22 protein-coding genes are annotated in these 26,411 nt (G+C 63.0%); 13 read left to right on the top strand and 9 right to left on the bottom strand.

The features are described from left to right. The first annotated feature begins 297 nt into the window (after positions 1-297). The 6 genes from ACEN9F_RS18335 to ACEN9F_RS18310 are packed head-to-tail and all read left to right on the top strand — an operon-like array spanning position 298 to position 4,634. Positions 298-621, top strand: coding sequence for an ArsR/SmtB family transcription factor (locus ACEN9F_RS18335; RefSeq protein ID WP_413422002.1), 324 nt, complete (start codon positions 298-300; stop codon positions 619-621). Further along, the gene (locus tag ACEN9F_RS18330; RefSeq protein ID WP_413422000.1) at positions 618-1,088 is read left to right on the top strand and encodes an arsenate reductase ArsC; all 471 of its coding nucleotides are present in this window, start codon (positions 618-620) and stop codon (positions 1,086-1,088) included. Before ACEN9F_RS18335 ends, ACEN9F_RS18330 begins: the two co-directional genes overlap by 4 nt. After that, complete coding sequence (locus tag ACEN9F_RS18325) at positions 1,088-2,368, top strand: arsenic transporter (protein ID WP_413421998.1); 1,281 nt, start codon at positions 1,088-1,090, stop codon at positions 2,366-2,368. Before ACEN9F_RS18330 ends, ACEN9F_RS18325 begins: the two co-directional genes overlap by 1 nt. 4 nt (positions 2,369-2,372) lie before the next feature. After that, entirely contained in the window at positions 2,373-3,089 is a 717-nt protein-coding gene (gene arsH, locus ACEN9F_RS18320; RefSeq protein WP_413421996.1) for an arsenical resistance protein ArsH, read from the top strand. Between the two features lie 31 nt (positions 3,090-3,120). Continuing rightward, positions 3,121-4,038: a signal peptidase I gene (gene lepB / locus ACEN9F_RS18315; RefSeq protein ID WP_413421994.1), complete on the top strand. Its 918-nt coding sequence runs from the start codon at positions 3,121-3,123 to the stop codon at positions 4,036-4,038. Positions 4,039-4,055: 17 nt separating this feature from the next. Beyond that, on the top strand, positions 4,056-4,634 hold the full coding sequence (locus ACEN9F_RS18310) for a flavin reductase family protein (protein WP_413421992.1): 579 nt from the start codon (positions 4,056-4,058) through the stop codon (positions 4,632-4,634). Here ACEN9F_RS18310 and ACEN9F_RS18305 read toward each other — a convergent pair. From ACEN9F_RS18305 to ACEN9F_RS18280, 6 genes are all read right to left on the bottom strand, one after another. Next, complete coding sequence (locus tag ACEN9F_RS18305) at positions 4,631-5,758, bottom strand: acyl-CoA dehydrogenase family protein (protein ID WP_413421990.1); 1,128 nt, start codon at positions 5,756-5,758, stop codon at positions 4,631-4,633. The two genes, ACEN9F_RS18310 and ACEN9F_RS18305, sit on opposite strands and share 4 nt — an antisense overlap. 22 nt (positions 5,759-5,780) lie before the next feature. Beyond that, complete coding sequence (locus ACEN9F_RS18300; protein ID WP_413421988.1) at positions 5,781-6,419, bottom strand: SDR family oxidoreductase; 639 nt, start codon at positions 6,417-6,419, stop codon at positions 5,781-5,783. Between the two features lie 4 nt (positions 6,420-6,423). Continuing rightward, complete coding sequence (locus ACEN9F_RS18295; protein WP_413421986.1) at positions 6,424-7,623, bottom strand: acetyl-CoA C-acyltransferase; 1,200 nt, start codon at positions 7,621-7,623, stop codon at positions 6,424-6,426. After that, a complete protein-coding gene (gene aceK / locus ACEN9F_RS18290; RefSeq protein ID WP_413421985.1) occupies positions 7,616-9,433 on the bottom strand; it encodes a bifunctional isocitrate dehydrogenase kinase/phosphatase in 1,818 nt (605 codons plus the stop codon). Before aceK ends, ACEN9F_RS18295 begins: the two co-directional genes overlap by 8 nt. A 110-nt stretch (positions 9,434-9,543) precedes the next feature. Next, on the bottom strand, positions 9,544-10,728 hold the full coding sequence (locus tag ACEN9F_RS18285) for an isovaleryl-CoA dehydrogenase (protein ID WP_413421983.1): 1,185 nt from the start codon (positions 10,726-10,728) through the stop codon (positions 9,544-9,546). Between the two features lie 130 nt (positions 10,729-10,858). After that, positions 10,859-11,245: a MerR family transcriptional regulator gene (locus ACEN9F_RS18280; RefSeq protein WP_413421981.1), complete on the bottom strand. Its 387-nt coding sequence runs from the start codon at positions 11,243-11,245 to the stop codon at positions 10,859-10,861. Positions 11,246-11,608: 363 nt separating this feature from the next. On the opposite strand from ACEN9F_RS18280, the gene ACEN9F_RS18275 reads away from it, so the two are divergent. Together ACEN9F_RS18275 and ACEN9F_RS18270 are read left to right on the top strand one after the other, a co-directional pair. After that, on the top strand, positions 11,609-12,016 hold the full coding sequence (locus ACEN9F_RS18275) for a hypothetical protein (RefSeq protein ID WP_413421979.1): 408 nt from the start codon (positions 11,609-11,611) through the stop codon (positions 12,014-12,016). Positions 12,017-12,305: 289 nt separating this feature from the next. Continuing rightward, complete coding sequence (locus ACEN9F_RS18270) at positions 12,306-12,434, top strand: hypothetical protein (protein WP_256367502.1); 129 nt, start codon at positions 12,306-12,308, stop codon at positions 12,432-12,434. A gap of 24 nt (positions 12,435-12,458) precedes the next feature. Here ACEN9F_RS18270 and ACEN9F_RS18265 read toward each other — a convergent pair whose 3' ends face one another. The 3 genes from ACEN9F_RS18265 to ACEN9F_RS18255 all read right to left on the bottom strand — a co-directional run bounded on the left by ACEN9F_RS18265 (position 12,459) and on the right by ACEN9F_RS18255 (position 15,800). Next, complete coding sequence (locus ACEN9F_RS18265; protein ID WP_413421977.1) at positions 12,459-13,067, bottom strand: UbiX family flavin prenyltransferase; 609 nt, start codon at positions 13,065-13,067, stop codon at positions 12,459-12,461. After that, positions 13,060-13,371 (bottom strand): Grx4 family monothiol glutaredoxin, encoded by a 312-nt coding sequence (gene grxD / locus ACEN9F_RS18260; RefSeq protein ID WP_413421975.1) that lies wholly within the window; start codon positions 13,369-13,371, stop codon positions 13,060-13,062. Before grxD ends, ACEN9F_RS18265 begins: the two co-directional genes overlap by 8 nt. 80 nt (positions 13,372-13,451) lie before the next feature. Then, positions 13,452-15,800: a Tex family protein gene (locus ACEN9F_RS18255; protein ID WP_413421973.1), complete on the bottom strand. Its 2,349-nt coding sequence runs from the start codon at positions 15,798-15,800 to the stop codon at positions 13,452-13,454. A 206-nt stretch (positions 15,801-16,006) separates the two neighbouring features. On the opposite strand from ACEN9F_RS18255, the gene ACEN9F_RS18250 reads away from it, so the two are divergent. The 5 genes from ACEN9F_RS18250 (at position 16,007) to ACEN9F_RS18230 (ending at position 26,394) form a co-directional block, all read left to right on the top strand. Then, positions 16,007-19,153, top strand: coding sequence for a DEAD/DEAH box helicase (locus ACEN9F_RS18250; RefSeq protein ID WP_413421971.1), 3,147 nt, complete (start codon positions 16,007-16,009; stop codon positions 19,151-19,153). Then, positions 19,154-19,981, top strand: a complete 828-nt coding sequence (locus ACEN9F_RS18245) for a sensor histidine kinase (RefSeq protein WP_413421969.1) — start codon at positions 19,154-19,156, stop codon at positions 19,979-19,981. Between the two features lie 58 nt (positions 19,982-20,039). Further along, entirely contained in the window at positions 20,040-20,720 is a 681-nt protein-coding gene (locus tag ACEN9F_RS18240; RefSeq protein ID WP_008443102.1) for a response regulator transcription factor, read from the top strand. A gap of 105 nt (positions 20,721-20,825) precedes the next feature. Continuing rightward, positions 20,826-21,527, top strand: coding sequence for an REP-associated tyrosine transposase (locus ACEN9F_RS18235; protein ID WP_413421967.1), 702 nt, complete (start codon positions 20,826-20,828; stop codon positions 21,525-21,527). 139 nt (positions 21,528-21,666) lie between these two features. After that, complete coding sequence (locus ACEN9F_RS18230) at positions 21,667-26,394, top strand: glutamate synthase-related protein (RefSeq protein WP_413421965.1); 4,728 nt, start codon at positions 21,667-21,669, stop codon at positions 26,392-26,394. Positions 26,395-26,411 lie beyond the last annotated feature (17 nt).

Here is a 26,411-nt window from a genome sequence, read left to right as displayed (position 1 = left end):
TCCCACGTTCAAGGCGAGCGCCGCGGTTCGATATGTGTAAGACCGGACCGCAGTTGACGCAAGGCTTGGAGTTGTAATTCCGGATACGATGGTCGATTTACACGTTGGGGGCACCACGCAGATAGCATGGGCGCCCGAGACTCTGGAGTCACTTTGCAGATAGCACTGGACCCCGGCATACGATTAAAGCATTGGTAATACATTGGAACGAAGCCCGCAGAGATGCGGGCTTTATTTTATTGTGGCTTCAATTCGATATTATTTGAAATATCGAATCGTTTACGTTAGGATGCTTTCATGGATACCAAACAAACGTTGGCCGCGCTCTCGGCGCTGGCGCAGGAAAGCCGCCTGGCCGTGTTCCGGCTGCTGGTGCAGGTCGGGCCGGAGGGTATGGCCGCCAGCAAGATCGGCGAGCAGCTCGATATCGCGCCGTCGTCGCTGTCGTTTCACTTGAAGGAGCTGACGCATGCCGGGCTGGTCTCGCCGCGGCAGGATGGCCGCTTCGTCATCTATTCGGCCGATATCGGCACCATGAACGGCTTGATCGGATTTTTAACTGAAAACTGCTGCGGCGGCGTGCCGTGCGGCCCTACCTCGACTGGATGTAAACCGACATGAATATTCTGTTTCTGTGCACGGGCAATTCCTGCCGCTCGGTGCTGAGCGAAGCCACCTTCAACCATCTGGCGCCCGAGGGCCTGCGGGCGATCAGCGCCGGCAGCAAGCCGGCCGGCCAGCTGCATCCGCGCGCGGTCGCGCTGCTGCATCGCAAAGGCATTTCCACCGAGGGCTACTACAGCAAATCGTGGGACGACCTGCCCGTGACGCCGGATGTGGTGATCACGGTCTGCGGCAGCGCCGCCGGCGAGACCTGCCCCGCCTACCTTGGCCCGGTGATGCGGGCACACTGGGGCGTGGACGATCCGGGCCATGTGATCGGCACCGACGAGGAAATCGAAGTAGCGTTCGAGCAGACTTACCAGATCATCCGCGCGCGGATCGAAGCCTTCCTGGCCTTGCCGCCGGCCGCCGACAAGGCCGCGTTCAAGCAGGAGCTGGACCGCATCGGCACGCTGGGCGCCTGATGCTGACCGCATTCCTGATTTTCCTGGCCACGCTGGTGCTGGTGATCTGGCAGCCGCGCGGCCTGGGCATAGGCTGGAGTGCGGTGGCCGGCGCCATCGTGGCGCTGCTGGCGGGCGTGATCCACGCCGGCGATATTCCGGTGGTGTGGCACATCGTCTGGAACGCGACGGGCACCTTCGTCGCGATCATCATCATCAGCCTGTTGCTGGACAAGGCGGGCTTCTTTGAGTGGGCCGCGCTGCATGTGGCGCGCTGGGGCCGTGGCAGCGGCAAGCGCCTGTTCGTCATGCTGGTGCTGCTGGGCGCCGCGGTCTCCGCGCTGTTCGCCAACGACGGCGCGGCGCTGATCCTCACGCCTATCGTCATCGCCATGCTGCGCGAGCTGCGCTTTTCGGCCAAGGCCACGCTGGCCTTCGTGATGGCGGCCGGCTTCATCGCCGACACGGCCAGCCTGCCGCTGGTGGTGTCCAACCTGGTCAACATCGTCTCGGCGGATTACTTCGGCATCAGCTTCGCGCGCTACGCGGCGGTGATGGTGCCGGTGAACCTGGCCGCGGTGGCCGCCACGCTCGGCGTGCTGATGTGGTTCTTCCGCCGCGATATCCCTGCCGACTACGATCTCGCGCAGATCAAGGATCCGGCATCGGCCATCCATGACCGCGCGACCTTCGTGACCGGCTGGTGGGTGCTGGGCGTGCTGCTGGTGGGCTTTTTCTTCATCGAGCCGCTGGGCGTGCCGATCAGCGCCGTGTCGGCGGTGGGCGCGCTGCTGTTGCTGGTCGTCGCGGCGCGCGGACACCGGATTTCCACGCGCGAGGTGATCGGCAACGCGCCGTGGCAGATCGTGATCTTCTCGCTGGGGATGTATCTGGTGGTATACGGCTTGCGCAATGCCGGGCTGACCGCATGGGTGACATCGGCGCTGGCCTGGTGCGCGCAGTACGGCGTGTGGGGCGCGGCGATGGGCACCGGCTTCCTGACGGCGATCCTGTCGTCGATCATGAACAACCTGCCGACGGTGCTGATCGGCGCGCTGTCCATCGACGCGACGCCGACGCACGGTGTGGTGCGCGAAGCGATGGTCTACGCCAACGTCATCGGCAGCGACCTGGGGCCGAAGATCACGCCGATCGGCAGCCTGGCCACGCTGCTCTGGCTGCACGTGCTGGCCAACAAAGGGACCCGGATCTCGTGGGGCTACTACTTCCGCGTCGGCATCTGCCTGACGTTGCCGGTGCTGCTGGCAACGCTGGCGGCGCTGGCCATACGCTTGAGCTGACATCATGGACAAAATTCCCGATCTGCCGAATATCCACCCCGAACAGCTGGACCTGCCGACGCTGGACAAGCTGGCGCCGGCCGGCGACCTGGCGCATCCGCCGCGCATCCTGATGTTGTATGGCTCGCTGCGCGAGCGATCCTTCAGCCGCTTCCTGACGGAAGAGGCGGCGCGCATCCTGGAGCACTTCGGCGCCGAGGTGAAGATCTTCGATCCGACCGAGCTGCCGATGGCGGGCAGCGTATCCGAGGATCACCCGAAGGTGATCGAACTGCGCGCGCTGTCGCTGTGGTCCGAGGGCCAGGTGTGGTGCAGTCCCGAGCGGCACGGCGCCATCACGGCGGTGATGAAGAACCAGATCGACTGGATACCGCTGGAACAAGGCGCGCTGCGGCCCAGCCAGGGACGCACGCTGGCGGTGATGCAGGTATGCGGCGGCTCGCAGTCGTTCAACGTGGTCAACACCTTGCGCTTGCTGGGGCGCTGGATGCGCATGTTCACCATCCCGAACCAGTCGTCGGTGCCGATGGCGTACAAGGAGTTCGACGACAATGGCCGCATGCGCCCTTCGGGTTACTATGAGCGTGTGGTCGATGTGATGGAGGAGCTGTTCAAGATGACGCTCCTGCTGCGCGGCCGCACGGACTACCTGACCGACCGCTACAGCGAGCGCAACGAGCGCGCCGTCAAGGCGATCAACCTGCAGATACAAAAAATATGATTCGATTGCCATGCAGATGAATGGAGCGATATTGAATACCAAACCCAAAAAATGGATTGCCGCAGTGCTGGGCATTTTTGCCGCGCCGCTCGCATATTTGTATGTGGACGCGCCGCGCTGGGCTGCTGCTAGCCTGGTCGTGGGGCTGGCGGTGGGATTGGCAGGCTACTTCATGCCTGGCTTTCAATCGAATCTGGCATTCTCGGCAATTTCCATCCTCCTGGCCGTGGCGTGGGCCAGCCTGGCATATCAAATGGCAGGAAAGAAGACCGGCGACGAAAGCAGACCTTGGTATTCACGCTGGTATGGCCTGGTCTGCACAACTGCGATCGCGATCATGATCATCCTGGTGATCCGGGTGTTCTTTTACGAGCCGTTCCGCGCGCCCTCGTCGTCCATGATGCCTGGCGTGCCCAGAGGCGCGAACGTGATGGTACAGAAATGGGGATACGGGCATTACAGCACAGTGGGCATGGTGTTCGGCAGCAGTGCGATTTCTGCCCCTCTGGAGCGCGGCGACATCGTGGTATTCGATTATCCGCGTGATCCCTCTCAGACCTATATCAAACGGATCGTTGGTCTGCCTGGCGACAAGGTGGTATACCGCGACAAGCGCGTTTTTGTGAATGGCGTAGATGTACGGGGCAAGCAACTCGATGATTTCCTGGATGATCAAAACCTGCGTTACTCCAACCGCTATCAGGAAAAACTGGGCCGGATCGAGCACGACATCCTGATTAATCCGAATGTGCCTTCAATCTACAGCGAAAGCGTTTCCATGTTGCCGTCGCAATGCGCGCTCGATCATGACGTCATCACTTGTAATATCCCTGCCGGTAATTATTTTGTAATGGGCGATAACCGGGACAACAGCTTGGATAGCCGCTATTGGGGTTTTGTGGCCGCCAAAGCGATCATAGGCAAGGTGGTTCGCATCGTGCCGGGCTGAGAATTTGAGGACGTGAAGTGGATAAACATATTTTGCCTGTCGAGCTGGAAAAGGCATATCGGCTTCTGAATCACGGTCCGACGGTGCTGGTCTCGGCCAACCACGCGGGCGTGGATAACGTCATGGCCGCGGCCTGGTCTTGTGCGTTGGATTTTTCGCCGCCCAAGGTCACCGTGGTGCTGGATAAAACCGCCGCCACGCGCGGGCTGGTGGAGCATAGCGGCTATTTCGTGCTGCAGGTGCCGAACATGGGGCAGCTGGAGCTGACCCACGCGGTTGGCAATATGAGCCTCGGCGATGCGCCGGACAAGCTGGAACGCTGCGGCGTGGAGCTGTTCCATGTCGATGGCTATGCGGCGCCGCTGGTTGCCGGCAGCTCGGCGTGGCTGGTCTGCAAGGTGATCCCGGAGCCGCACAACCAGCAGACCTACGATCTGTTCATCGGCGAAGTGGTTGCGGCGTATGCCGACACCCGCGTGTTCAGCAACGGCCACTGGGAATTCGGAAAAGCCGATCCGCGCTGGCGCAGCCTCCATTACATCGCCGGAGGCCAGTTCTACGCGATCGGCGAATCCGCCGTGGTCAAAACCGCTTAGAGCGCGCGGGCGATCAGCAGTTTCTGGATGTCGCTGGTGCCTTCGTAGATCTGGCAGACGCGCACGTCGCGGTAGATGCGTTCCACCGGGAAGTCGCTGACGTAGCCATAGCCGCCGTGGACCTGGATCGCGTCCGAGCAGACCCGCTCCGCCATCTCGGAGGCGAACAGCTTGGCCATCGCGGCCTCTTTCAAGCATGGCAGGCCGGCATCCTTCATCGACGCGGCGTGGCGGATCAGCTGGCGCGCCGCTTCGATCCGCGTGGCCATGTCCGCCAGGCGGAACTGCACCGCCTGATGCTCGAAGATCGGCTTGCCGAAGCTTTCGCGGTCGCGCGCATAGGCCAGCGCGGCCTCGTACGCGGCGCGCGCCATGCCCACGGCTTGCGAGGCGATGCCGATACGGCCGCCCTCCAGCCCGGACAAGGCGATCTTGTAGCCCTGGCCCTCTTCGCCGATCAGGTTCCCGGCCGGGATGCGGCAGTTTTCAAACAGGATCTGCGCCGTGTCCGACGAGTGCTGGCCCATCTTCTGCTCCAGCCCCGCGACGATGTAGCCCGGCGCCGATGTCGGCACCCAGAACGCGCTGATGCCCTTCTTGCCGGCGGCCTTGTCGGTCACCGCCATGACGATGGCGACGTCCGCGTATTTACCGCTGGTGATGAACTGCTTGGTGCCGTTGATGACGTACTCGTCGCCGTCGCGCGTGGCCGTGGTGCGCAGGGCGGCGGCGTCGCTGCCGGTGTGCGGTTCGGTCAGGCAGAACGCGCCCAGCATCTCGCCTTGCGCCAGTGGGCGCAGCCATTGTTCCTTCTGCCTGTCGTTGGCGTACATCATGGCGATGCTGCACACCGGGCAGTTGTTGACGGAGATAATGGTGGACGTGCCGCCATCGCCCGCCGCGATCTCCTCCAGCACCAGGGCGAGGGACACGTAATCCATGCCGGCGCCGCCCAGCGCTTCCGGCACGGCGACGCCGAAGGCGCCCAGCGCCGCCAGCTCTTTCAATTCCTCTTTCGGGAAGTGGTGCTCCTTGTCCCAGCGGGCGGCGTTGGGGGCCAGGCGCTCCTGCGCAAACGTGCGCAGGGCGTCGCGGATCATTTCGTGTTCTTCGCTCAGTATCATGTTGTCTCGTTATATTCTTGAATTACCAGCCTATCGGCGTGCCGTCGTAGTTGCGATACACGGCGTGATCGGAAGCCGGCAGCGCGGCCAGCGTGGCGCGGATGCCGGTGGCGCTTTGCTCCACCGGGATATCGGCACCTTCGCCGCCCATCTCCGTGCGCACCCAGCCCGGATGGAAGGCGACGCAGGTGGCGCCTTGCTTTCCATACGTGAGCGCCGTGTCGATCAGTACCGAGTTCAAGGCGGCCTTGCTGGCGCGGTACAGCGAGCCCATCTTCGACGACAGCACGGCGAGCTTGCCGCGCGCCGCGCACACCATCGGCGCGATGATCGGCAGCAGCCGCATCGCCGCCAGCACATTGGTATGCATCACCGCATCGAAGTCCGTTTGCAGCGGGAAGCCGTCGTGGCGCGGGCCGTACACGCCCGCGTTCAGGATGGCGACGTCGAGTTCTTCGCCGTCCAGCTTCCAGCCGATGCCCGCGCAGGCTTCGACGTTGGTGACGTCGAGCTTGTGCGGTTCGGCGCCCAGCGCCGCCAGCGCGTCGCAGTCCTCCGCCTTGCGGGCGGTGGCGATCACGCGCCAGCCGTCTTCCAGATACTGCCGCACCAGTTCCAGCCCGATGCCGCGCGATGCGCCGATGATGAGTGCCGTCGCCATCCGCTTACACCAGTTCGATCGCCATGGCGGTCGCTTCGCCGCCGCCGATGCACAGCGCCGCCACGCCCTTCTTGCCGCCGGTGCGCTTGAGCGCGCCGATCAGCGTGACGATGATGCGTGCGCCGGAGGCGCCGATCGGATGGCCCAGCGCGCAGGCGCCGCCATGCACGTTGACTTTGCCGTGCGGGATCTCGAGGTCGCGCATCGCCGCCATCGGCACCGCCGCAAACGCTTCGTTGATCTCGAACAGGTCGACGTCCTTGGTGCCCCAGCCGATTTTCTTGTAGAGCTTTTCCACGGCGCCGATCGGCGCGGTGGTGAACAGGTTCGGTTCCTGCGCGAACGTGGCGTGGCCGTGGATCCTGGCGATCACGGTCAGGCCCAGTTCCCTGGCTTTCGATTCGCGCATCATCACCAGTGCGGCGGCGCCGTCGTTGATCGACGACGACGAGGCGGCGGTGATGGTGCCGTCCTTCTTGAACGCGGCGCGCAGGGTCGGGATTTTTTCGACCTTGGCTTTCAGCGGGCCTTCATCCTTGTCGATGACGGTGTCGCCGGCGCGGCTGGTGACGGTGACCGGCGCGATCTCCCACTTGAACCAGCCTTCGGTGGTGGCGGCCTGCGCGCGCTTGACCGATTCGATGGCGAAGCTGTCCTGCGCTTCGCGGGTGAATTCGTACTTGGCCGAGCACTCTTCGGCGAAGGTGCCCATCGAGCGGCCTTCGCCGGTTTTCTCGTTGCGCGAGTAGGCGTCTTCCAGGCCGTCGTACATCATGTGGTCGAACATCATGCCGTGGCCGATGCGGTAGCCGCCGCGCGCCTTCGGCACCAGGTAGGGCGCGTTGGTCATGGACTCCATGCCGCCGGCGATCACCACCTCGGCGCTGCCGGCCACCAGCTGGTCGTGCGCGAAGATCGCGGCCTGCATCGCCGAGCCGCACATCTTGGACAGCGTGACGGCGCCGGTGGACGTCGGCAGGCCGGCTTTCAGCAAGGCCTGGCGCGCGGGCGCCTGGCCCTGGCCCGCCATCAGGCAATTGCCGAAGTAGACGTGTTCTATCAGCTTGCCGTCGATGCCGGAGCGTTCGACGGCGGCCTGGATCGCGACCGCGCCCAGGTCGTGCGCGGCCTTGCTGGAAAAATCGCCCTGGAAGGCGCCCATGGGGGTGCGGGCCGCACCGACGATAACGACTGGATCATTCATTTTCTAGTATCTCCATAAAGGGCGGTTGTATCACCGCCGGGGGTGTCGAGTGTTGATTGCAAAACCGGATGTGCTGCGGATACGGGAACACGTCTTCCACGTGGCCGTCCATGATGCGCTGCTTGCGCGCCTGCCACCACGTTGGCGTCAATAGATCGCCGTGGTGCTTCATAAAATATTTGCGGATCTTGGCGTTACCCAGCAGGAAGGTGTCGAACTGCTCGGGGAAGACGTCATGCCTGCCGACCGGGTACCACGGCTCGGACGCCATCTCCTCTTCTTCCGTGCGGGCTTGCGGGATCGCGCGGAAATTGCAGTCGGTGATGTATTCGATTTCGTCGTAGTCGTAGAACACCACGCGCTGGTGCCGCGTGACGCCGAAGTTCTTGTACAGCATATCGCCGGGGAAGATGTTGGCGGCCACCAGTTCCTTGATGGCGTTGCCGTATTCGAGGATGCCGTGTTCGATCTGGAGATCGTCGCTTTCGGCGCTGGTCAGCCACATATTCAGCGGCACCATGCGGCGCTCGATGTACAGGTGCTTGATGACGACCTTGTCGCCATCCTGTTCGACCAGCGACGGCGCGAAATGCTTCAGCTCGGCGAGCAGCTCTTCCGTGAAGCGGTGGCGCGGGAAGGCGACATTGGAGTATTCCAGCGTGTGGGGCCTGCGGCCGACGCGGTCGTGGTGCTTCACCAGCAGGTATTTTTCCTTGATCAGCGCGCGCGTGGTCTCCTTGGGCGCCGGGTAGAAATCCTTGATGACCTTAAACACGTACGGGAAGGACGGCAGCGCGAACACCAGCATCACCAGGCCGCGGATGCCGGGCGCGATTTCGAACAGGTCGGACGAGTGCTTGAGATGCTGCAGGTAGTCGCGGTAGAACAGCGCCTTGCCCTGCTTTTGCAGCCCGAGGATGGTGTAGATCTCGCTGCGCGGCTTGCGCGGCAGCAGGCTGCGCAGGAACTGCACGTAGGCCGACGGCACTTCCATGTCGACCAGGAAGTAGGCGCGCGTGAACGAGAACAGCACCGCGATCTGCTCGTGGTCGAACAGCACGGTGTCGAGTATCAGCTCGCCGTGCTTGTTGTGCAGGATCGGCACGACGAACGGGAACTCCTTGTTGCCGTTGATGCCCTTGCCGACGATGTAGGCGCCCTTGTTGCGGAAGAACAGGCTCGACAGCACCTGGATCTGGTGGTTGGGCTCGATGCGGCTGGCGCCGAACAAGTGCTTCAGGCGCTGCTCGACCTGCTCGACGTCGCGCGTCAGGTTGGCGAACTTTGTGTCCAGCTGGAAGTTCGTGATGATGCGCTTGAGCGTGAAGCGCAGGCCGTCCGTGCCGGGATAGTAGACGCGGTAGGTCGGCCGGGGTTCCTCGGTCTCGATGTACTCGGTCGAGACCACCGGGCGCACGAAGATGAATTCGTTGTGGAAGTAGCTGCGGTGCAGGATGTTGCAGCAGACCGAGTTGAAGAAGGTTTCGGCCAGCTCCGGCTGCTTGTGGTCGGACAGCATGCCGATGTAGTGCAGCTTGAGCTCGCGCCAGACTTCGTCGGTCAGCTCGGACGGCTCGTATTCGTCTTCCAGCAGCTGCACGCATTCCTGCACGCGCTTGTCGTAGAAGTCGATGCGCGCGCGCGCGGCTTGCTGGGCCTCGCGCCAGGTGCCGCGCTCGAAATGCTGCTTGGCCTGCTGGCTGGTCTGGCGGAACAGGCGGTAGTGCTTGTCGAAGCCGTCGCGGATGGTGCCCGCGATGTCGAAGGCGATCTGCGAGCGCAGCAGTTTGGGGAAAGCAGCCTGGATCATGTCGGTCCCGTCGGTCAGCGTCGTTCCCGCGAAAGCGGGAACCCATAATGCGTTGGCTTGGCCAGCTCAGCATGGATTCCCGCGTGCGCGGGAACGACATCTCACCGGCCTTACTTGGTTTCCGCGAACAGTTCGCGGCCGATCAGCATGCGGCGGATTTCGCTGGTGCCGGCGCCGATTTCATACAACTTGGCGTCGCGCCACAGGCGGCCGACCGGATACTCGTTGATGTAGCCGTTGCCGCCCAGCGTCTGGATCGCCTCGCCGGCCATCCAGGTCGCTTTTTCCGCGCTATACAAAATGGCTCCCGCCGCGTCCTTGCGCAGCTGGCGGACCGCTTCCGGGGTTTTGGCCCGGTCGCAAGCCTGACCGACGGCGTAGACATACGCCTTGGACGCCATCATGGTCGAGTACATATCCGCGATCTTACCCTGCATCAGCTGGAATTCGCCGATCGGCTGGCCAAATTGCTTGCGGTCGTGGATGTACGGCACCACCACATCCATGCACGCCTGCATGATGCCCAGCGGGCCGCCGGACAGCACGGTGCGCTCGAAGTCCAGGCCCGACATCAGCACGTTGACGCCCTTGCCCAGGCCGCCCAGCACGTTCTCGACCGGCACTTCGCAATCCTGGAACACCAGCTCGCCGGTGTGCGAGCCGCGCATGCCCAGCTTGTCGAGCTTTTGCGCGATCGAGAAGCCCTTGTAGCCTTTTTCGATCAGGAAGGCGGTCATGCCTTTCGGGCCGGCCTCGAGGTCGTTCTTGGCGTAGACCACCAGCACGTCGGCGTCGGGGCCGTTGGTGATCCACATCTTGGTGCCGTTCAGTACCCAGCGGTCGCCCTTGAAATCGGCGCGCAGTTTCATGCTGACCACGTCGGAACCGGCGTTCGGCTCGGACATCGCCAGCGCGCCGATGTACTCGCCGGAAATCAGCTTCGGCAGGTATTTCCGCTTTTGCTCTTCGGTGCCGTTGCGCTTGATCTGGTTGACGCACAGGTTCGAGTGGGCGCCGTACGACAGGCCGACCGAGGCCGACGCGCGCGAGATTTCCTCCATCGCCACGATATGGGCCAGGTAGCCCATGTTGGCGCCGCCGTATTCCTCGCCGACGGTGATGCCGAGCACGCCCAGCTCGCCCATCTTGCGCCACAGGTCCATCGGGAACTGGTCGCTGCGGTCGATTTCAGCCGCGCGCGGGGCGATCTCGGCGGCGGCGAATTGCTGCACGGCTTCGCGCAGCGCGGCGATGTCTTCGCCGTGGTCAAAGGTCAGGCCTGGGAGATGGAGCATGTCGTCCTCATTCTTCTGTTTTAGGTTGAAGCATAAATCATACGCTGGAGTGACGTTAACGTAAACGTCAACTTCGGGGTCAGTTCCGGCAAGCGGCCATTTTTACCGCTTGCCGGAACTGACCCGGATTTTATTCGGCGAGGGCGGCGAGCAGGCGCTTGCACTCGTCTTCGTGGGCGGTGATTTCCGCCAGCGACATCTCGATGTCTTCGCGCTGCTGTTCCAGCGTTTCGCGGTGCTGCGCCAGCACGCCGAGGAAGCGGTGCATCTGGGCGCTGGTGTCCTTCGGCGTTTCGTACATGTCGACCAGGCTCTTGATCTCCGACAGCGACAGGCCGAGGCGCTTGCCGCGCAGGGTCAGCTTGAGGCGGGTGCGGTCGCGCGGCGTGTAGACCCGGTTGCGGCCGCCGGCGCCTTCGCGCGACGGACTCAGCAAACCCTGGTCTTCGTAAAAGCGGATGGCGCGCGCCGTGATGTCGAATTCACGGGCCAGTTCGGTGATGGTGTAGGTTGGCATCTTCTCTGATTGCGGTAAGGTCTTGCGGTTTCCGTTTACGTCAACGTCAAGCATATTGTAACGCGGTATCGTGCGACGCCAAACAAAAGCCGGCGGCATCATACGCTTCCGCGTAAACCGGCACGGAAAGCTTGGCCGTGCGCGGCGAATAGTGTTATTCTAATAACGTTGATCGTCCGCTGAAACAGGGGCCGTAATTCGCTCCTCTTTCGCTGCACCGAACCGAACAAAATTCGGAGTCCGCTTTCGCTGACGATTGCACTTACAGAGGATAGAATGTTAATTATAAAATCCCATCACGTCACAAACAGCGCTCACCTTGCAGAGACTGACTTTCATGACGCAACGTGAAATAGTGCAATTATGAATTCTTCCAATGAACGCGAAAGCTTTAGCCAGCGCTTGCAACAGGCTCTCAAGAACGCCCACTACTCTCCCGATAGCCCGACCCGGTTGGCGCGGGAATTCAACATCCGCTTCGATGGACGGCCGATCACCGTGCACGCGGCCCGTAAATGGCTGGTAGGAGAGGCCATTCCCACCCAGGAGAAGCTGCGCATGATCGCCCAGTGGCTGGGCGTGCCGGCGGAATGGCTGCGCTTTGGCGGCCCGGAGGAAGGCGCGCCGGCCGGCGACGGCGGCAACGGCTTGTCGCGCTTCGAGTCGGCCGACGTCAAGCTGATCGCCGATTTGCAACGGCTGGACGAGCATCACCGCCAGATTGCGCGCGAATTTATTCGCATGCTGGTGCGGGTTAATTACCAAAAGTAGTCATTTTACGTAGTATTACGGAGTTATTTTGACCGTTTGTGGACGGCTGGAATAGTGTTTCCGTATGAAACTAGTTTCATTGATTTTCCGGCTATTATTCGGACAAGGCGTACCTGCGGGGACGCCTTTTTTATTTTTGGCGCCCTTGCGAATTGTCATAGTTTCGACACGGTTTTGAGGCACAATAGGTAATCAGCGCCGCTGATTCGCAGCATTTACTTCCGGAGCCAAGCTTTTGAGCCGTCTTATGAAAAGTAACTACAGCAACGTCGCGCAGCTAAAAGATTTGATGACCGTCCCCCCGATGACCGCCGCCCAGCACGCCGAAGTGATGCGCAAGCGTATCGCCCACCGCCGCATGGTCGAAGAAGCGAGGGATTTGAAGAAAGCCAGCGGCTCACAGTTCGACAAGCGCTAGGCTTACGCACCACCCGGCTGTGCTTTAGTTGGAATCGCTGGCCTTCATGCCCGCCCAGCGCGGGGCCAGTGCATGTTCGATTCCGAACAAGTCGATGACGCGGCCCACCGTGTGGTCGACCATCTCCGCAATGCTTTGCGGCTTGTGATAAAAACTCGGCAGCGGCGGGAAGATAATCCCGCCCATTTCCGTCACCGCCGTCATATTGCGCAAGTGCGCCAGATTGAACGGGGTTTCCCTCACCATCAGCACCAGCCGGCGGCGCTCCTTGAGCACCACGTCGGCCGCGCGCGCGATCAGGTTGTCCGACAGGCCGTGCGCCACCGACGCCAGCGTCTTCATCGAGCATGGCGCGACGATCATCCCGTCCGATTGGAAAGAACCGCTGGCGATGGATGCGCCGACGTCGCGCACCTTGTGCACCACATGGGCCAGGGCTTCGACTTCGCGCCGCTGCAGCCCGGTTTCCTGGTGCAGCGTGAGGACCGCGGCGTCCGAGACCACCAGGTGCGTCTCGATACCGTCGGTGTGTTGCAGATGTTGCAGCAGACGCACGCCATACACCGCGCCGGTGGCGCCGGTGATGGCGATGACAATCCGCCGGGCCACGCTTGGCGTAGGCCTGTCAGGCATCCAGCAGGGCCTTCAGCTCGCCCGACTCGAACATTTCGTTCATGATGTCCGAACCGCCGATGAACTCGCCCTTCACATACAGCTGTGGAATGGTTGGCCAGTTCGAATAGTCCTTGATGCCCTGGCGGACTTCAGGATCTTCCAGCACGTTGATGGTTGCGATATTTTCAACGCCGCAAGCCTTCAGGATCTGGATGGCGCGGCCGGAAAAACCGCATTGCGGGAACTGGGCGGTGCCCTTCATGAACAGCACCACCGGGGTGTTGGTCACGGTTTCTTTGATCCAGGTTTGTACGTCGCTCATAGCTGCCTCAGTGGAAAGATGTATTAGATGCCGACATTTTATAAGAAAACGTCGGCACCGGTATTTTTAAGGCCGGAAGATCAGCCGCGCAGCTTGGCGAAGGCGGCCGCCATGCTGCCGCCGATCGGTTCGGCGCGCGCGGTTTGCTTCTGGTGCTGGCCCATGCTCTTGCGGTCGTTGCGGTCGCCGCGCTGCTGCGGCTGGGACCCGGCTTGCGGCGCGCTGTCGCTCAGGCGCATGGTCAGGGCGATGCGCTTGCGCTTCTCGTCCACTTCCAGCACCTTGACCTTGACCACCTGGCCGGCCTTGACCACCGAATGCGGGTCCTTGACGAAGGTGTTCGACAGCGCCGAGATGTGCACCAGGCCGTCCTGGTGGACGCCGATGTCGACGAAGGCGCCGAAGGCGGCGACGTTGGTGACCACGCCTTCCAGGATCATGTCCGGACGCAAGTCGCGGATCTCTTCCACGCCTTCCTTGAAGGTGGCGGTGGTGAATTCCGGACGCGGGTCGCGGCCCGGCTTCTCCAGCTCCTTCAGGATGTCGGTGATGGTCGGCACGCCGAACTTGTCGTCGGCGTACTTGGCCGGGCTCAGCGTCTTGATCAGCGCGGTCTCGCCGATGACGGCCTTGATGTCCTTCTTGATGTCGCCCAGGATCTTCTCGACCAGCGGGTACGATTCCGGGTGGACCGCCGAGGCGTCCAGCGGATTCTCGCCGCCCATCACGCGCAGGAAGCCGGCCGCCTGCTCGAAGGTCTTGTCGCCCAGGCGCGGCACCGATTTCAGCGCGGCGCGCGACGGGAAGGCGCCCTTGACGTCGCGGTAGGAGACGATGGCCTGCGCCACCGAGGCCGACAGGCCCGACACGCGCGCCAGCAGCGGCGCCGACGCCGTGTTGACGTCGACCCCGACCGCGTTCACGCAATCCTCGACCACCGCGTCCAGCGAGCGCGCCAGCTGGGTTTGCGAGACGTCGTGCTGGTACTGGCCGACGCCGATCGACTTCGGATCGATCTTGACCAGTTCGGCCAGCGGATCCTGCAGGCGGCGCGCGATCGAGACGGCGCCGCGCAGCGAGACGTCCATGTCCGGCAATTCCCTGGAAGCGAACTCGGACGCCGAATACACCGACGCGCCCGCTTCGGACACCACGATCTTGCTCATTTTTTGATCGGGATGCTGCTTGATCAAGTCCTGCGCCAGCTTGTCGGTCTCGCGCGAGGCGGTGCCGTTGCCGATCGAAATCAGCGACACATTGTGCTTGGCGGCCAGGCGGCCCAGCGTGTGCAGCGCGCCGTCCCAGTCGTTCTTCGGCTGGTGCGGGTAGATCACGGCGGTGTCGACCACCTTGCCGGTGGCGTCGACCACGGCGACTTTCACGCCGGTGCGCAGGCCCGGGTCCAGGCCCATGGTGGCGCGCTGGCCGGCCGGCGCCGCCAGCAGCAGCGCTTTCAGGTTGGTGGCGAAGACGTTGATCGCGTCCAGCTCGGAACGCTCGCGCAGCGCGCCCATCAGTTCGGTCTCCAGGTGCATGAAGCTCTTCACGCGCCAGGTCCAGCGGGCGGTGTCGGCCAGCCATTTGTCGGCCGCGCGGCCCTGGTTCTTGATGCCGAAACGGGCGGCGATGCGGCCTTCGCACGGATTGTGCGGCGCGTCCCACTTCGGTTTCTCGGCCTCGGTATCCAGCCGCAGCGTGACGTCGAGGACGGCTTCGCGGCGGCCGCGCAGCAGCGCCAGGGCGCGGTGCGACGGCACCGTGGCGATGGTCTCGGAATAATCGAAGTAGTCGGCGAATTTTTCGCCTTCGTCTTGCTTACCTTCAATAACTTTCGACTCCACAATGCCATGCTCTTGCACATATTCGCGCAAGGCTTGCAAAAGAGTAGCGTCTTCGGCAAAGCGTTCCATCAGAATCTGGCGGGCGCCGTCCAGCGCCGCCTTGGTGTCGGCCACGCCCGGATTGTTGCCGTCGGCGGTGGTGAACGCTTCGCGCAGGAACTTGCCGGCTTCGGTTTCCGGGTTCAGTTCCGGGTTGTCCAGCAGGCCGTCGGCCAGCGGCGCCAGCCCGGCTTCGATGGCGATTTGCGCCTTGGTGCGGCGTTTTTGCTTGTAGGGGAGATATAAGTCTTCAAGACGGGTCTTGTCTTCTGCGTGCATGACAGCATCTAGCAGTTCCGGCGTCATCTTGTTCTGTTCGGTGATCGATGCCACGATAGCGGCGCGGCGGTCTTCCAGCTCGCGCAGGTAGCGCAGGCGTTCTTCGAGCAGCCGCAATTGAATGTCATCCAGGCCTCCGGTCGCCTCTTTACGATAGCGGGCGATGAAGGGAACGGTGGCGCCTTCGTCCAACAGGGCGATGGCGGCGGCAACCTGGGCCGGTTTGGCGGCAAGTTCCAGGGCAAGACGTTGTTCGATTGAAGGCAACATGTGGGGCGATTCCTAAGCAGTCAAGCCCGGAATGATACGCAATCGGCGCGAATGTGCCAGTCTTGACAGTCCAAAAGGACTGTGCACGACGTTTTAGCCATGTTTTCATGCGGGTTTTGTAAGAAATCCGCAAACACGAACGCTTCAATGGCGGATAATATTGCCTGTTGCCGTTTTTGAACCATCTTTGAACAACAATGCGACCTATGGATTTTACCCGCGACGACGCCACCGATGATGTGCCCGCCAAGCCAGCTGTTCCGGCCGCCCCGGCATCTCCAACACGCCCTGCGCCGCCCGCGAATCAATTGTCGTACGCCGTCGCCACCTGGCTGCAGCGTGTGGATGCCGCCGCGCATCCCAAAGCCAAACTGAACGCGCCGCCGGTCGATACCGATCCGAAACAAACCCAATACAAGCTGATCTACGTGATGGCGCCCACCAGCGGCGGCCGCCACGTGGCGCTGTGCCTGTACAAGGCGCGCCTGCGCTCGAACGGCGACGTCGCCGCGGCCAGCCCGGTCAGCGAAGTGTTCTCGCTGCTGTCGGCGCCGCCGAGCTTCCTGGCGCCGGGCGACGAGGACTTGATCCGTTTCTTCGTTGCCATGCGCAGCGGACAGAATTCCCAGACCGGCTCGGCCACCGAGCCGCGCGGCAAGATCGGCGCGGCCTTGCTGGACATGCTGGCCGAGCAGGATAAATTGCTTTGGGCAAACTCCTGGGCCGACGTCGGCAACGGCCTGGTCTACCCGCTCAAGGGCGGCGTGCTGCGCGAGGCCAACCTGGCCTGGCGCGAAGAAGGCAAGGGCCTGCGCCTCGGCTGGCAGGTGCAGGCCGCGCCCGGCGCCAAGCACACCGGCGCCGACCAGGTCGACTACATGCTGCCGACCGACCCGCCTTGGTATATCGACAACCTGTCCTGCGGCGTGCTGCAGCTCAACCAGGGCGGCGCGACGATACCGCTGGCCGACCTGCAGGCGCTGGTGGCGCAAGCCCCGCTGCTGACCGCCAACGACAAGATGCGCGTGTCGCAGCTGCTGCTGGCGCACGGCCTGCAAGGGCTGATGCCGCTGCCGCAGCCGCTGCCGCAGCGGGTGCGCGACGACGTCAAGCCGCGCCCGGTGCTGACCCTGGACGCCGCCATGCTGGCCGACGGCTCGCTGCAGCGCTGGCACGACTTCGCCGTGTTGTCCTTCGACTACGACGGCGAGCGCGTGTCCTTCGACCCGTCGCAGCGCGTGGTGCGCCAGAAGGGCGAGGTCACCGAGATCATCCAGCGCGACGGCGCCGCCGAGGAGCAGGCGCTGTCGCTGCTGAGCGAGCGTCATTTCCAGGCGCCGACCACCTTGCCGCTGAGCAGCGTCAAGGGTGGACTGTTGCTGCCCAGCCAAGCCGAATGGCTGCGCTTTGCGCGCGAAGGCATCGAATCCCTGAAGGCGGCCGGCTGGAAAATCGAAAAAACCGTCAAGTACCGCTATGACGTGGTCGACGTCGGCGACTGGTATGCCGACGTGGTGGAGGATCCGGCCGACGGCGGCCACGCCTGGTTCGACCTGGAGCTGGGCATCATGGTCAACCAGGAGCGGGTGCCGCTGCTGCCGGTGCTGGTCCAGCTGATACGCAACGCGCCGCTCGATTTCAACCCGAAAACCATCGCGCTGCACGGTGCGGAAGACCAGATGCTGGCCACCTTGCCGGACGGCAGCCGCGTCGCCCTGCCTTGGGGCCGGGTCAAGCCTATCCTGAATACGCTGGGCGAGTTGTATTTCAGCGACAAGATCAAGACTTCGCTGCGCATGGCCACGCTGGACGCCGCGCGCCTGGACGAGTTGCAGCGCAACGTCGAGCTGAACTGGAATGGCGGCGAGGAATTGCGCGACATGGGTTCGCGCCTGAACCAGTTCGGCGCGGTCAAGCGCATCGCCACGCCGGCCGGCCTGCAAGCCACGCTGCGCGACTACCAGACCGACGGCCTGTCGTGGATGCAGTTCCTGCGCGAATACGGCTTCGCCGGCATCCTGGCCGATGACATGGGCCTGGGCAAGACGGTGCAGACGCTGGCCCACATCCTGGTCGAGAAAGAGGCGGGCCGCCTGACGGCGCCGGCGCTGGTGATCGCGCCGACCAGCCTGATGGGCAACTGGCAGGAGGAAGCCGCGCGCTTCGCGCCGGGCTTGCGCGTGCTGCTGTTGCAAGGCAAGGACCGCATGGGCCAGTTCGACCAGATCGACGAGGCCGACCTGGTGCTGACCACCTATGCGCTGCTGCCGCGCGACGAGGAAAAGCTGCGCGAGCACGATTTCCACCTGGTCATCCTGGACGAGTCGCACTACATCAAGAACACCCGCAGCAAGGCGGCCCAGAGCGCCGGCCTGCTGCGCGCGCGCCATCGGCTGTGCCTGTCCGGCACGCCGCTGGAAAACCACCTGGGCGAGCTGTGGTCGCAATTCCACTTCCTGCTGCCCGGCCTGCTGGGCGACGAGAAGGGCTTCAACACCGTGTTCCGCCACCCGATCGAGCGCCAGGACGATCCGCTGCGGCGCGGGCTGTTGAACCGCCGCATCAAGCCCTTCCTGCTGCGCCGGACCAAGGACAACGTGGCCAAGGAACTGCCGCCGAAGACCGAGATGGTGCGCAAGGTCGAGCTGACCGGCGCCCAGCGCGACCTGTACGAGACCGTGCGGCTGGCGATGGACCAGAAGGTGCGCGACGAGATCGACCGCAAGGGCGTGGCGCGCAGCCAGATCGTGATCCTCGAGGCGCTGCTCAAGCTGCGCCAGGTGTGCTGCGATCCGCGCCTGGTCAAGTCGCTGCCGTCGAAGAAGCAGACGGCCGGCTCGGCCAAGCTGATCGACCTGATGCAGATGGTCGAGGATTTGCTGGAAGAAAACCGCAAGATCCTGGTGTTCTCGCAGTTCACCAGCATGCTGGAGCTGATCGAGGAGGAACTGGAGGCGCGCGACATCCCGTATGCGCTGCTGACCGGCGACACCAAGGACCGCAGCGCGCAGGTGGCGGCCTTCCAGCAGGGCGCGGTGCCGATCTTCCTGATCAGCCTGAAGGCCGGCGGCGTCGGCCTGAACCTGACGGCGGCCGACACCGTGATCCACTACGATCCGTGGTGGAATCCGGCGGCGGAAAACCAGGCCACCGACCGCGCCTGGCGCATCGGGCAGGACAAGCCGGTGTTTGTCTATAAACTGATCGCCAAGGGCACGCTGGAGGAAAAGATCCAGGTCCTGCAGCAAAAGAAATCGGACCTGGCGCAATCCATCCTGGCCGAAGGCGAATCGCAGAAGATGGCGCTGACCCAGGAAGACCTGCAGCAAATCTTTGCCCCGCTGGCGGAATAGATGGCCACCGTCGCGGAACTGGAGGCGGCTTTACGCGAATCCGAGGAGCGGTATCGCTTGCTGCTGGAACAAATCGCGGGCGAGCGCCAAGAGCTGGCGGCGCAGCAAAAGAAATTCGCGTCCATGCTGTCGCACGAATTCCGCACGCCGCTGTCGACCATCGACGGCGCCGTGCAGCGCCTGGAAATGACCGGCGCCCATCACGACGAAGGCACCCGCAAGCGCTACCGCAAGATCCAGACCGCGGTCGACCGCATGCTGGCGATGCTGGACGAGTACCTGTCGCCCGACCGCATGGCCAGCATCGGCCGCGAGCGCCAGCCCAACGAAATCAATCCCGCCGCCCTGCTGGAGGCCGCCGCCGAGCAGGCGCGCAGCCGCCGCGGCGCGGTGTCGGTGCGGACCGACGGGCTGCCGCCCTGGATGCGCTGCGACCCGGCCGGCATGCGTTTATGCCTGGAAATATTGATAGATAATGCGATCAAATACACGGAAGGCAATACTCCGATAGAATTGATGGGCAAAATGGCAATGGAGGGTGGTGTCGAGTTCCTGGTGCGCGATCACGGCGCCGGGCTGCCGGAGATGGAACTGGCGCGCGTATTCGATAAATCCTTCCGTGGCAGCAATGCCGCCGGGGTGCCCGGTTCAGGCCTGGGCCTGTACATGGCACGCTCGATCGCGGACGTCCATGGCGGCACGATCACTGCAAAGAATGTTTCTGAAAGCGGCACGGAATTTCGGATTTGGTTGCCCATAGCGGACTATGCCGGGAAAAGCCTTGCGCAGCGCAGTAGCAACAGTGATAATTCCTCGGACGCAAGCTGAAAAAAGCAGGGCGGGACGGAGCACGGTTGCTCAATAAAATCGATCGAACGGCGCATCAATGACGCAAATACTCATCGTGGAAGACAATCTGGACTATGCCGAGGAGATGGCAGAGTTTCTGACTGAGCTTGAACACGAGGTGCACATCACCAACAACGCCAGCGATATGTGGTCCGCTTTAAGCCAGGGGAACGTCGGCGTGGTGGTGCTGGATCTCGGCCTGCCTGACGAAGACGGCTTCAACGTGATTCCGCGCATGCGGCAGCTATATCCGCAGATCGGCTTGCTGGTGCTGACCGGCCGCGTCGCCTTCGACAATCGCATCCTGGGCCTGCGCCTCGGCGCCGACCATTACCTGACCAAGCCGATCAAGTTCCCGGAACTGGCGGCCCACATCGAGGCGCTGGACCGGCGCGTCGGGCCACAGGAAACCATACCGGCACCCAGCAAGTGGACCCTGAAAGTCAGTGCCCGCCAGCTGGAGCTGCAGGGCATGGCGATCACCTTGACCGAGAAAGAGTGCAACTTCCTGCACTTGTTGACGATTAATACCCGTCCCGTGCCGCGCCAGGTCATCGTGGCCGGCATCGGCGGCGACGATCCGGACGCCGGGCGCCGCGTCGACATGCTGGTTTACCGCCTGCGCAAGAAGGCGCGCACCGGCCTGGGCCAGGATCTGCCGCTGCGCAGCGCCTATGGCGAAGGCTACAGCCTGTCCGCCAGCTTCAATCTGTCATAAATAGGGACGGAGTCGCGGCTGTTTTTCGCGGCCGCCGATTAATCGGGGACAGAGTCGCGACTAAGGGGTAGAATCGGGATTCCGATCGACCCCTTTTTGCATTTTATGGCCCGCCTACCCCGCCTCATCGTCCCCGGACAACCGCACCACGTCATCCAGACCGGCAATAACAACCAGCTCGTGTTCCAGGATGCGGAGGATTATCAAACCTTCCTCGGCTGGCTGCGCACGGCCGCCAAAACCTATAAGGTCGCCATCCATGCCTACGTGTTGATGCCGAATCACCTGCATTTGCTGGTCACGCCGGCCGATGAAGACGGCCTCGGCCAGATGATGCAGTGGATAGGCCGCTATTACGTGCCTTATTTCAACCAAAAGTATTCCCGCAGTGGAACTTTGTGGAACGGGCGCTACAAAACGTCGCTGATCGATGCCGACCAGTATTTCATGCTGTGCAGCCGCTATATCGAGTTCAACCCGGTCCGCAACGGCATGGTCGGCCGCGCCGAGGATTATCCGTGGTCCAGCTATTGCCATCACGCCGGCATCCGCCCGGACGGCCTGGTGACCGACCATGCGCAGGTCTGGGCGCTGGGGAATACGCCGTTCCAGCGCGAGGCGGCCTATATCGCCATTTCCGAGCCCACGCTGACGGCGGAGCAGATCGATATCGTCGGCAAGGCGCTGCTCAAGGGCTGGCCGCTGGGCTCGGAGCAGTTCAAGACGGCCTTGCAGAACAAGGTCAAGCGCCAGGTGTTGCCCGCCAAACGCGGGCGGCCGTTCAAGATCAAGCCTGAAACAACTTAGTTTTCACTCTGTCCCCAATTAAAATTATAAGCATGGTTTAAAAATTTAATTCGACTCCGACCCTAATTGTTATGGTTGAAGTTTACGCTGCATTGCACTACTCTTCATTTTCATCAGCCAAATTTGCAGTGGAGAGCCCATGAAAGCCCAAGGTCTGTACGATCCATCCAACGAACATGACGCCTGCGGCGTCGGTTTTGTCGCCCACATCAAGGGTAATAAGAGTCACTCCATTGTGGAACAGGGTCTGCTGATCCTGAAAAACCTCGATCACCGGGGCGCGGTCGGCGCGGATGCGCTGATGGGCGACGGCGCCGGTATCCTGATCCAGATCCCGGACCAGTACTACCGCGACGAAATGGCCAAGCAGGGCATCGAACTGCCGCCGCCAGGCGAGTACGGCGTCGGCATGGTGTTCCTGCCGAAGGAAAACGCTTCGCGCATCGCCTGCGAACAGGAAATCGAGCGCGCCGTGCGCGCCGAAGGCCAGGTCGTGCTGGGCTGGCGCAACGTGCCGGTCGACTGCGACATGCCGATGTCCCCGACCGTGCGCGCCAAAGAGCCGGTGATCCGCCAGATCTTCATCGGCCGCGGCGCCGACATCATGGTGACCGACGCGCTGGAACGCAAACTGTACGTGATCCGCAAATCGTCGGGCCACGCGATCCAGGCGCTGAAACTGATCCACGGCAAAGAATTCTTCGTGGCCTCGCTGTCGGCCCGCACCATCGTCTACAAAGGCCTGCTGCTGGCGGACCAGGTCGGCGTGTACTATAAAGACCTGCAGGACGCGCGCTGCGTTTCCGCGCTGGCGCTGGTGCACCAGCGTTTCTCGACCAATACCTTCCCCGAGTGGCCGCTGGCCCACCCATACCGCCTGATCGCCCACAACGGCGAGATCAACACCGTCAAGGGCAACTTCAACTGGATGCGCGCGCGCGAAGGCGTGATGAAATCCGCCGTGCTGGGCGAAGACCTGCAGAAACTGTTCCCGCTGATCTACGAAGGCCAGTCGGACACCGCCTGCTTCGACAACGCGCTGGAACTGCTGCTGATGGCAGGCTATCCGATCGCCCAGGCGATGATGATGATGATTCCTGAAGCCTGGGAAAATCACGGCACGATGGACGACAATCGCCGCGCGTTCTACGAATATCACGCTGCAATGATGGAACCATGGGACGGCCCGGCCGCCATGGCCTTCACCGACGGCCGCTATATCGGCGGCACGCTGGACCGCAACGGCCTGCGTCCTGCGCGTTACATCGTGACCGACGACGACCTGGTGGTGATGGCGTCGGAATCGGGCGTGCTGCCGATTCCCGAGTCGAAGATCATCCAGAAATGGCGCCTGCAGCCAGGCAAGATGTTCCTGATCGACCTGGAAGCCGGCCGCATCATCGACGATAAAGAGTTGAAAGACACCTACGCCAACGCCAAGCCGTACAAGGCATGGATCAACGCGGTGCGCATCAAGCTGAACGAAATCAAGCTGAGCGAAAGCCAGCTGGCGCACAACCGCGTCAAATACGACTTGCCGGCGCAGGGCGAAAAAGCCCTGCCGTCGCTGCTGGACCGCCAGCAAGCCTTCGGCTACACCCAGGAAGACTTGAAATTCCTGATGGCGCCGATGGCCGCCGCCGGCGAAGAGGCCACCGGTTCGATGGGCAACGACTCGCCGCTGGCCGTGATGTCCAACAAACTGAAGCCGCTGTACAACTACTTCAAGCAGCTGTTCGCGCAAGTGACCAACCCGCCGATCGATCCGATCCGCGAAGCGATGGTGATGTCGCTGGTGTCCTTCATCGGCCCGAAACCGAACCTGCTGGACACCAACAACGTCAATCCGCCGATGCGCCTGGAAGTCTCGCAGCCCATCCTGGGCTTCGACGACATGGCGCGCCTGCGCGGCATCAGCGCGCATACCGGCGGCAAGTTCAAGTCATATGAGCTGAACATCTGCTATCCGCTGGCATGGGGCAAGGACGGCGTGGAAGCCTGCCTGGCGTCGCTGTGCGCCGAGGCGGTCGATGCGGTCAAGTCCGGCCACAACATCCTGATCGTGTCGGACCGCTCGGTCGGCCCGGACCGCGTGGCGATACCCGCGCTGCTGGCCACCTCGACCGTGCACCAGCACCTGGTCAGCAAGGGCTTGCGCGCCTCCACCGGCCTGGTCGTGGAAACCGGCTCGGCCCGCGAAACCCACCACTTCGCGCTGCTGGCCGGCTATGGCGCCGAAGCCATCCACCCTTACCTGGCGATGGAAACCCTGGTCGAGATGGCGCACGGCATGGCGGGCGATATGTCCGGCGAAAAAGCCGTGTACAACTACACCAAGGCCATCGGCAAGGGCCTGATGAAGGTCATGTCCAAGATGGGCATCTCGACCTATATGTCCTACTGCGGCGCGCAGATCTTCGAAGCCGTCGGCCTGAACAAGTCGCTGGTCGACAAATACTTCAAGGGCACCTCGTCCAACGTCGAAGGCATCGGCGTGTTCGAAGTGGCGGAAGAAGCGCTGCGCCTGCACAACCTGGCCTTCGGCAACGATCCGGTGCTGGAAAACCACCTCGACGCCGGCGGCGAATACGCCTACCGCGTGCGCGGCGAAGACCACCTGTGGACCCCGGATGCGATCGCGAAACTGCAGCATTCGACCCGCAGCAACAACTTCTCCAGCTATAAAGAGTACGCCCAGATCATCAACGACCAGAGCAAGCGCCACCTGACCTTGCGCGGCCTGTTCGAGTTCAAGATCGATCCGGCCAAGGCGATCCCGCTGGACGAAGTCGAGCCAGCCAAGGAAATCGTCAAGCGCTTCGCGACCGGCGCGATGTCCATGGGTTCGATCTCGACCGAAGCCCACGCCACCTTGGCGGTGGCGATGAACCGCATCGGCGGCAAATCCAACACCGGCGAAGGCGGCGAAGATCCGTCGCGCTACACGATGGAACTGAAGGGCATCAAGATCAAGCAGGGCGAAACCATGGCGTCGGTCATGGGCAAAGAGCAGATGGTGGTCGACATTCCGCTGCAGGAAGGCGATTCGCTGCGTTCGCGCATCAAGCAGGTGGCGTCGGGCCGTTTCGGCGTGACCGCGGCCTACCTGAACTCGGCCGACCAGATCCAGATCAAGATGGCGCAGGGCGCGAAACCCGGCGAAGGCGGCCAGCTGCCGGGCCACAAGGTGTCGGAATACATCGCCACGCTGCGCTTCTCGGTGCCGGGCGTCGGCCTGATCTCGCCGCCGCCGCACCACGATATCTACTCGATCGAAGACCTGGCCCAGCTGATCCACGACCTGAAGAACGCCAATCCGCGCGCTTCGATCTCGGTCAAGCTGGTGTCGGAAGTCGGTATCGGCACCGTGGCCGCCGGCGTGACCAAGGCCAAGGCCGACCACGTGGTGGTCGCCGGCCATGACGGCGGCACCGGCGCGTCGCCGCTGTCGTCGGTCAAGCACGCCGGCACGCCGTGGGAGCTGGGCCTGGCGGAAACGCAACAGACCCTGGTCCTGAACGGCCTGCGCAGCCGCATCCGCGTCCAGGCCGACGGCCAGATGCGCACCGGCCGCGACGTCGTCATCGCCGCCATGCTGGGCGCCGACGAAATCGGCTTCGCCACCGCGCCGCTGGTGGTCGAGGGTTGCATCATGATGCGCAAATGCCACTTGAACACCTGCCCGGTCGGCGTCGCGACGCAAGATCCGGTACTGCGCGCCAAGTTCTCCGGCAAGCCCGAGTACGTGGTCAACTACTTCTTCTTCGTCGCCGAGGAAGCCCGCCAGCTGATGGCGCAACTGGGCATCCGCAGCTACGACGAGCTGATCGGCCGCGTCGACCTGCTGGACAAGTCCAAGGCGATCACGCACTGGAAGGCCAAGGGCCTGGACTTCAGCAACATCTTCTACTCGCCGGAAGTGCCGAACGGCGATTCCATCTACCACACGATGGAGCAGGACCACTGCCTGGACAAGGCGCTCGATCACAAGCTGATCGCGCAAGCCAAGGCGGCGCTGGAAAAAGGCGAGCGCGTCTCGTTCATCTCGCCGGTGCGCAACGTCAACCGCACCGTCGGCACCATGCTGTCGGGCGAAGTGGCCAAGCGCTACGGCCACGCCGGCCTGCCGGACGACACCATCCACATCCAGCTGCAGGGCACGGCGGGCCAGTCGGCCTGCGCCTTCCTGGCGCACGGCATCACCATCGACCTGGTCGGCGAAGGCAACGACTACGTCGGCAAGGGCTTGTCGGGCGGCCGCATCATCGTGCGTCCGAACACCGAGTTCCGCGGCTGGGCAGTCAACAACATCATCATCGGCAACACCGTGCTGTACGGCGCGATCAGCGGCGAAGCCTTCTTCAACGGCGTGGCCGGCGAGCGTTTCGCCGTGCGCAACTCGGGCGCCACCGCCATCGTCGAAGGCACCGGCGACCACGGTTGCGAATACATGACCGGCGGCACCGTGGTGGTGCTGGGCGCGACCGGCCGCAACTTCGCGGCGGGCATGTCGGGCGGCATCGCCTACGTGTACGACCCGGACGGCGATTTCGAGACCCGCTGCAACACCTCGATGGTGACGCTGGAGCCGGTGCTGACCGCCAAGGAACAGCAAGTGGACAGCACCAGCTTCCACGTGCAGCACAAAGATCTGGGCCGCGAAGCCGACGAAGTGATCCTGAAGCGCTTGATCGAGCGTCACTTCAAGCACACCGGCAGCACGCGCGCGCGCCTGCTGCTGGATAACTGGGCCGAAGGCCGCAGCAAGTTCGTCAAGGTATTCCCGAGCGAATACAAACGCGCCCTGGCCGAAATGGCCGAGGACGTGGCGAACGAAGCCGCCTCCGCCCAGCCCATCGCAGCATAAGACAGCAGAAACGTCAT

The organism is Duganella sp. CT11-25, assembly GCF_047302815.1.
GTDB lineage: Bacteria > Pseudomonadota > Gammaproteobacteria > Burkholderiales > Burkholderiaceae_D > Rugamonas.
The sequence above is the reverse complement of the archived record's forward strand: the minus strand, read 5'-3'. Positions and strand labels throughout refer to the sequence as shown.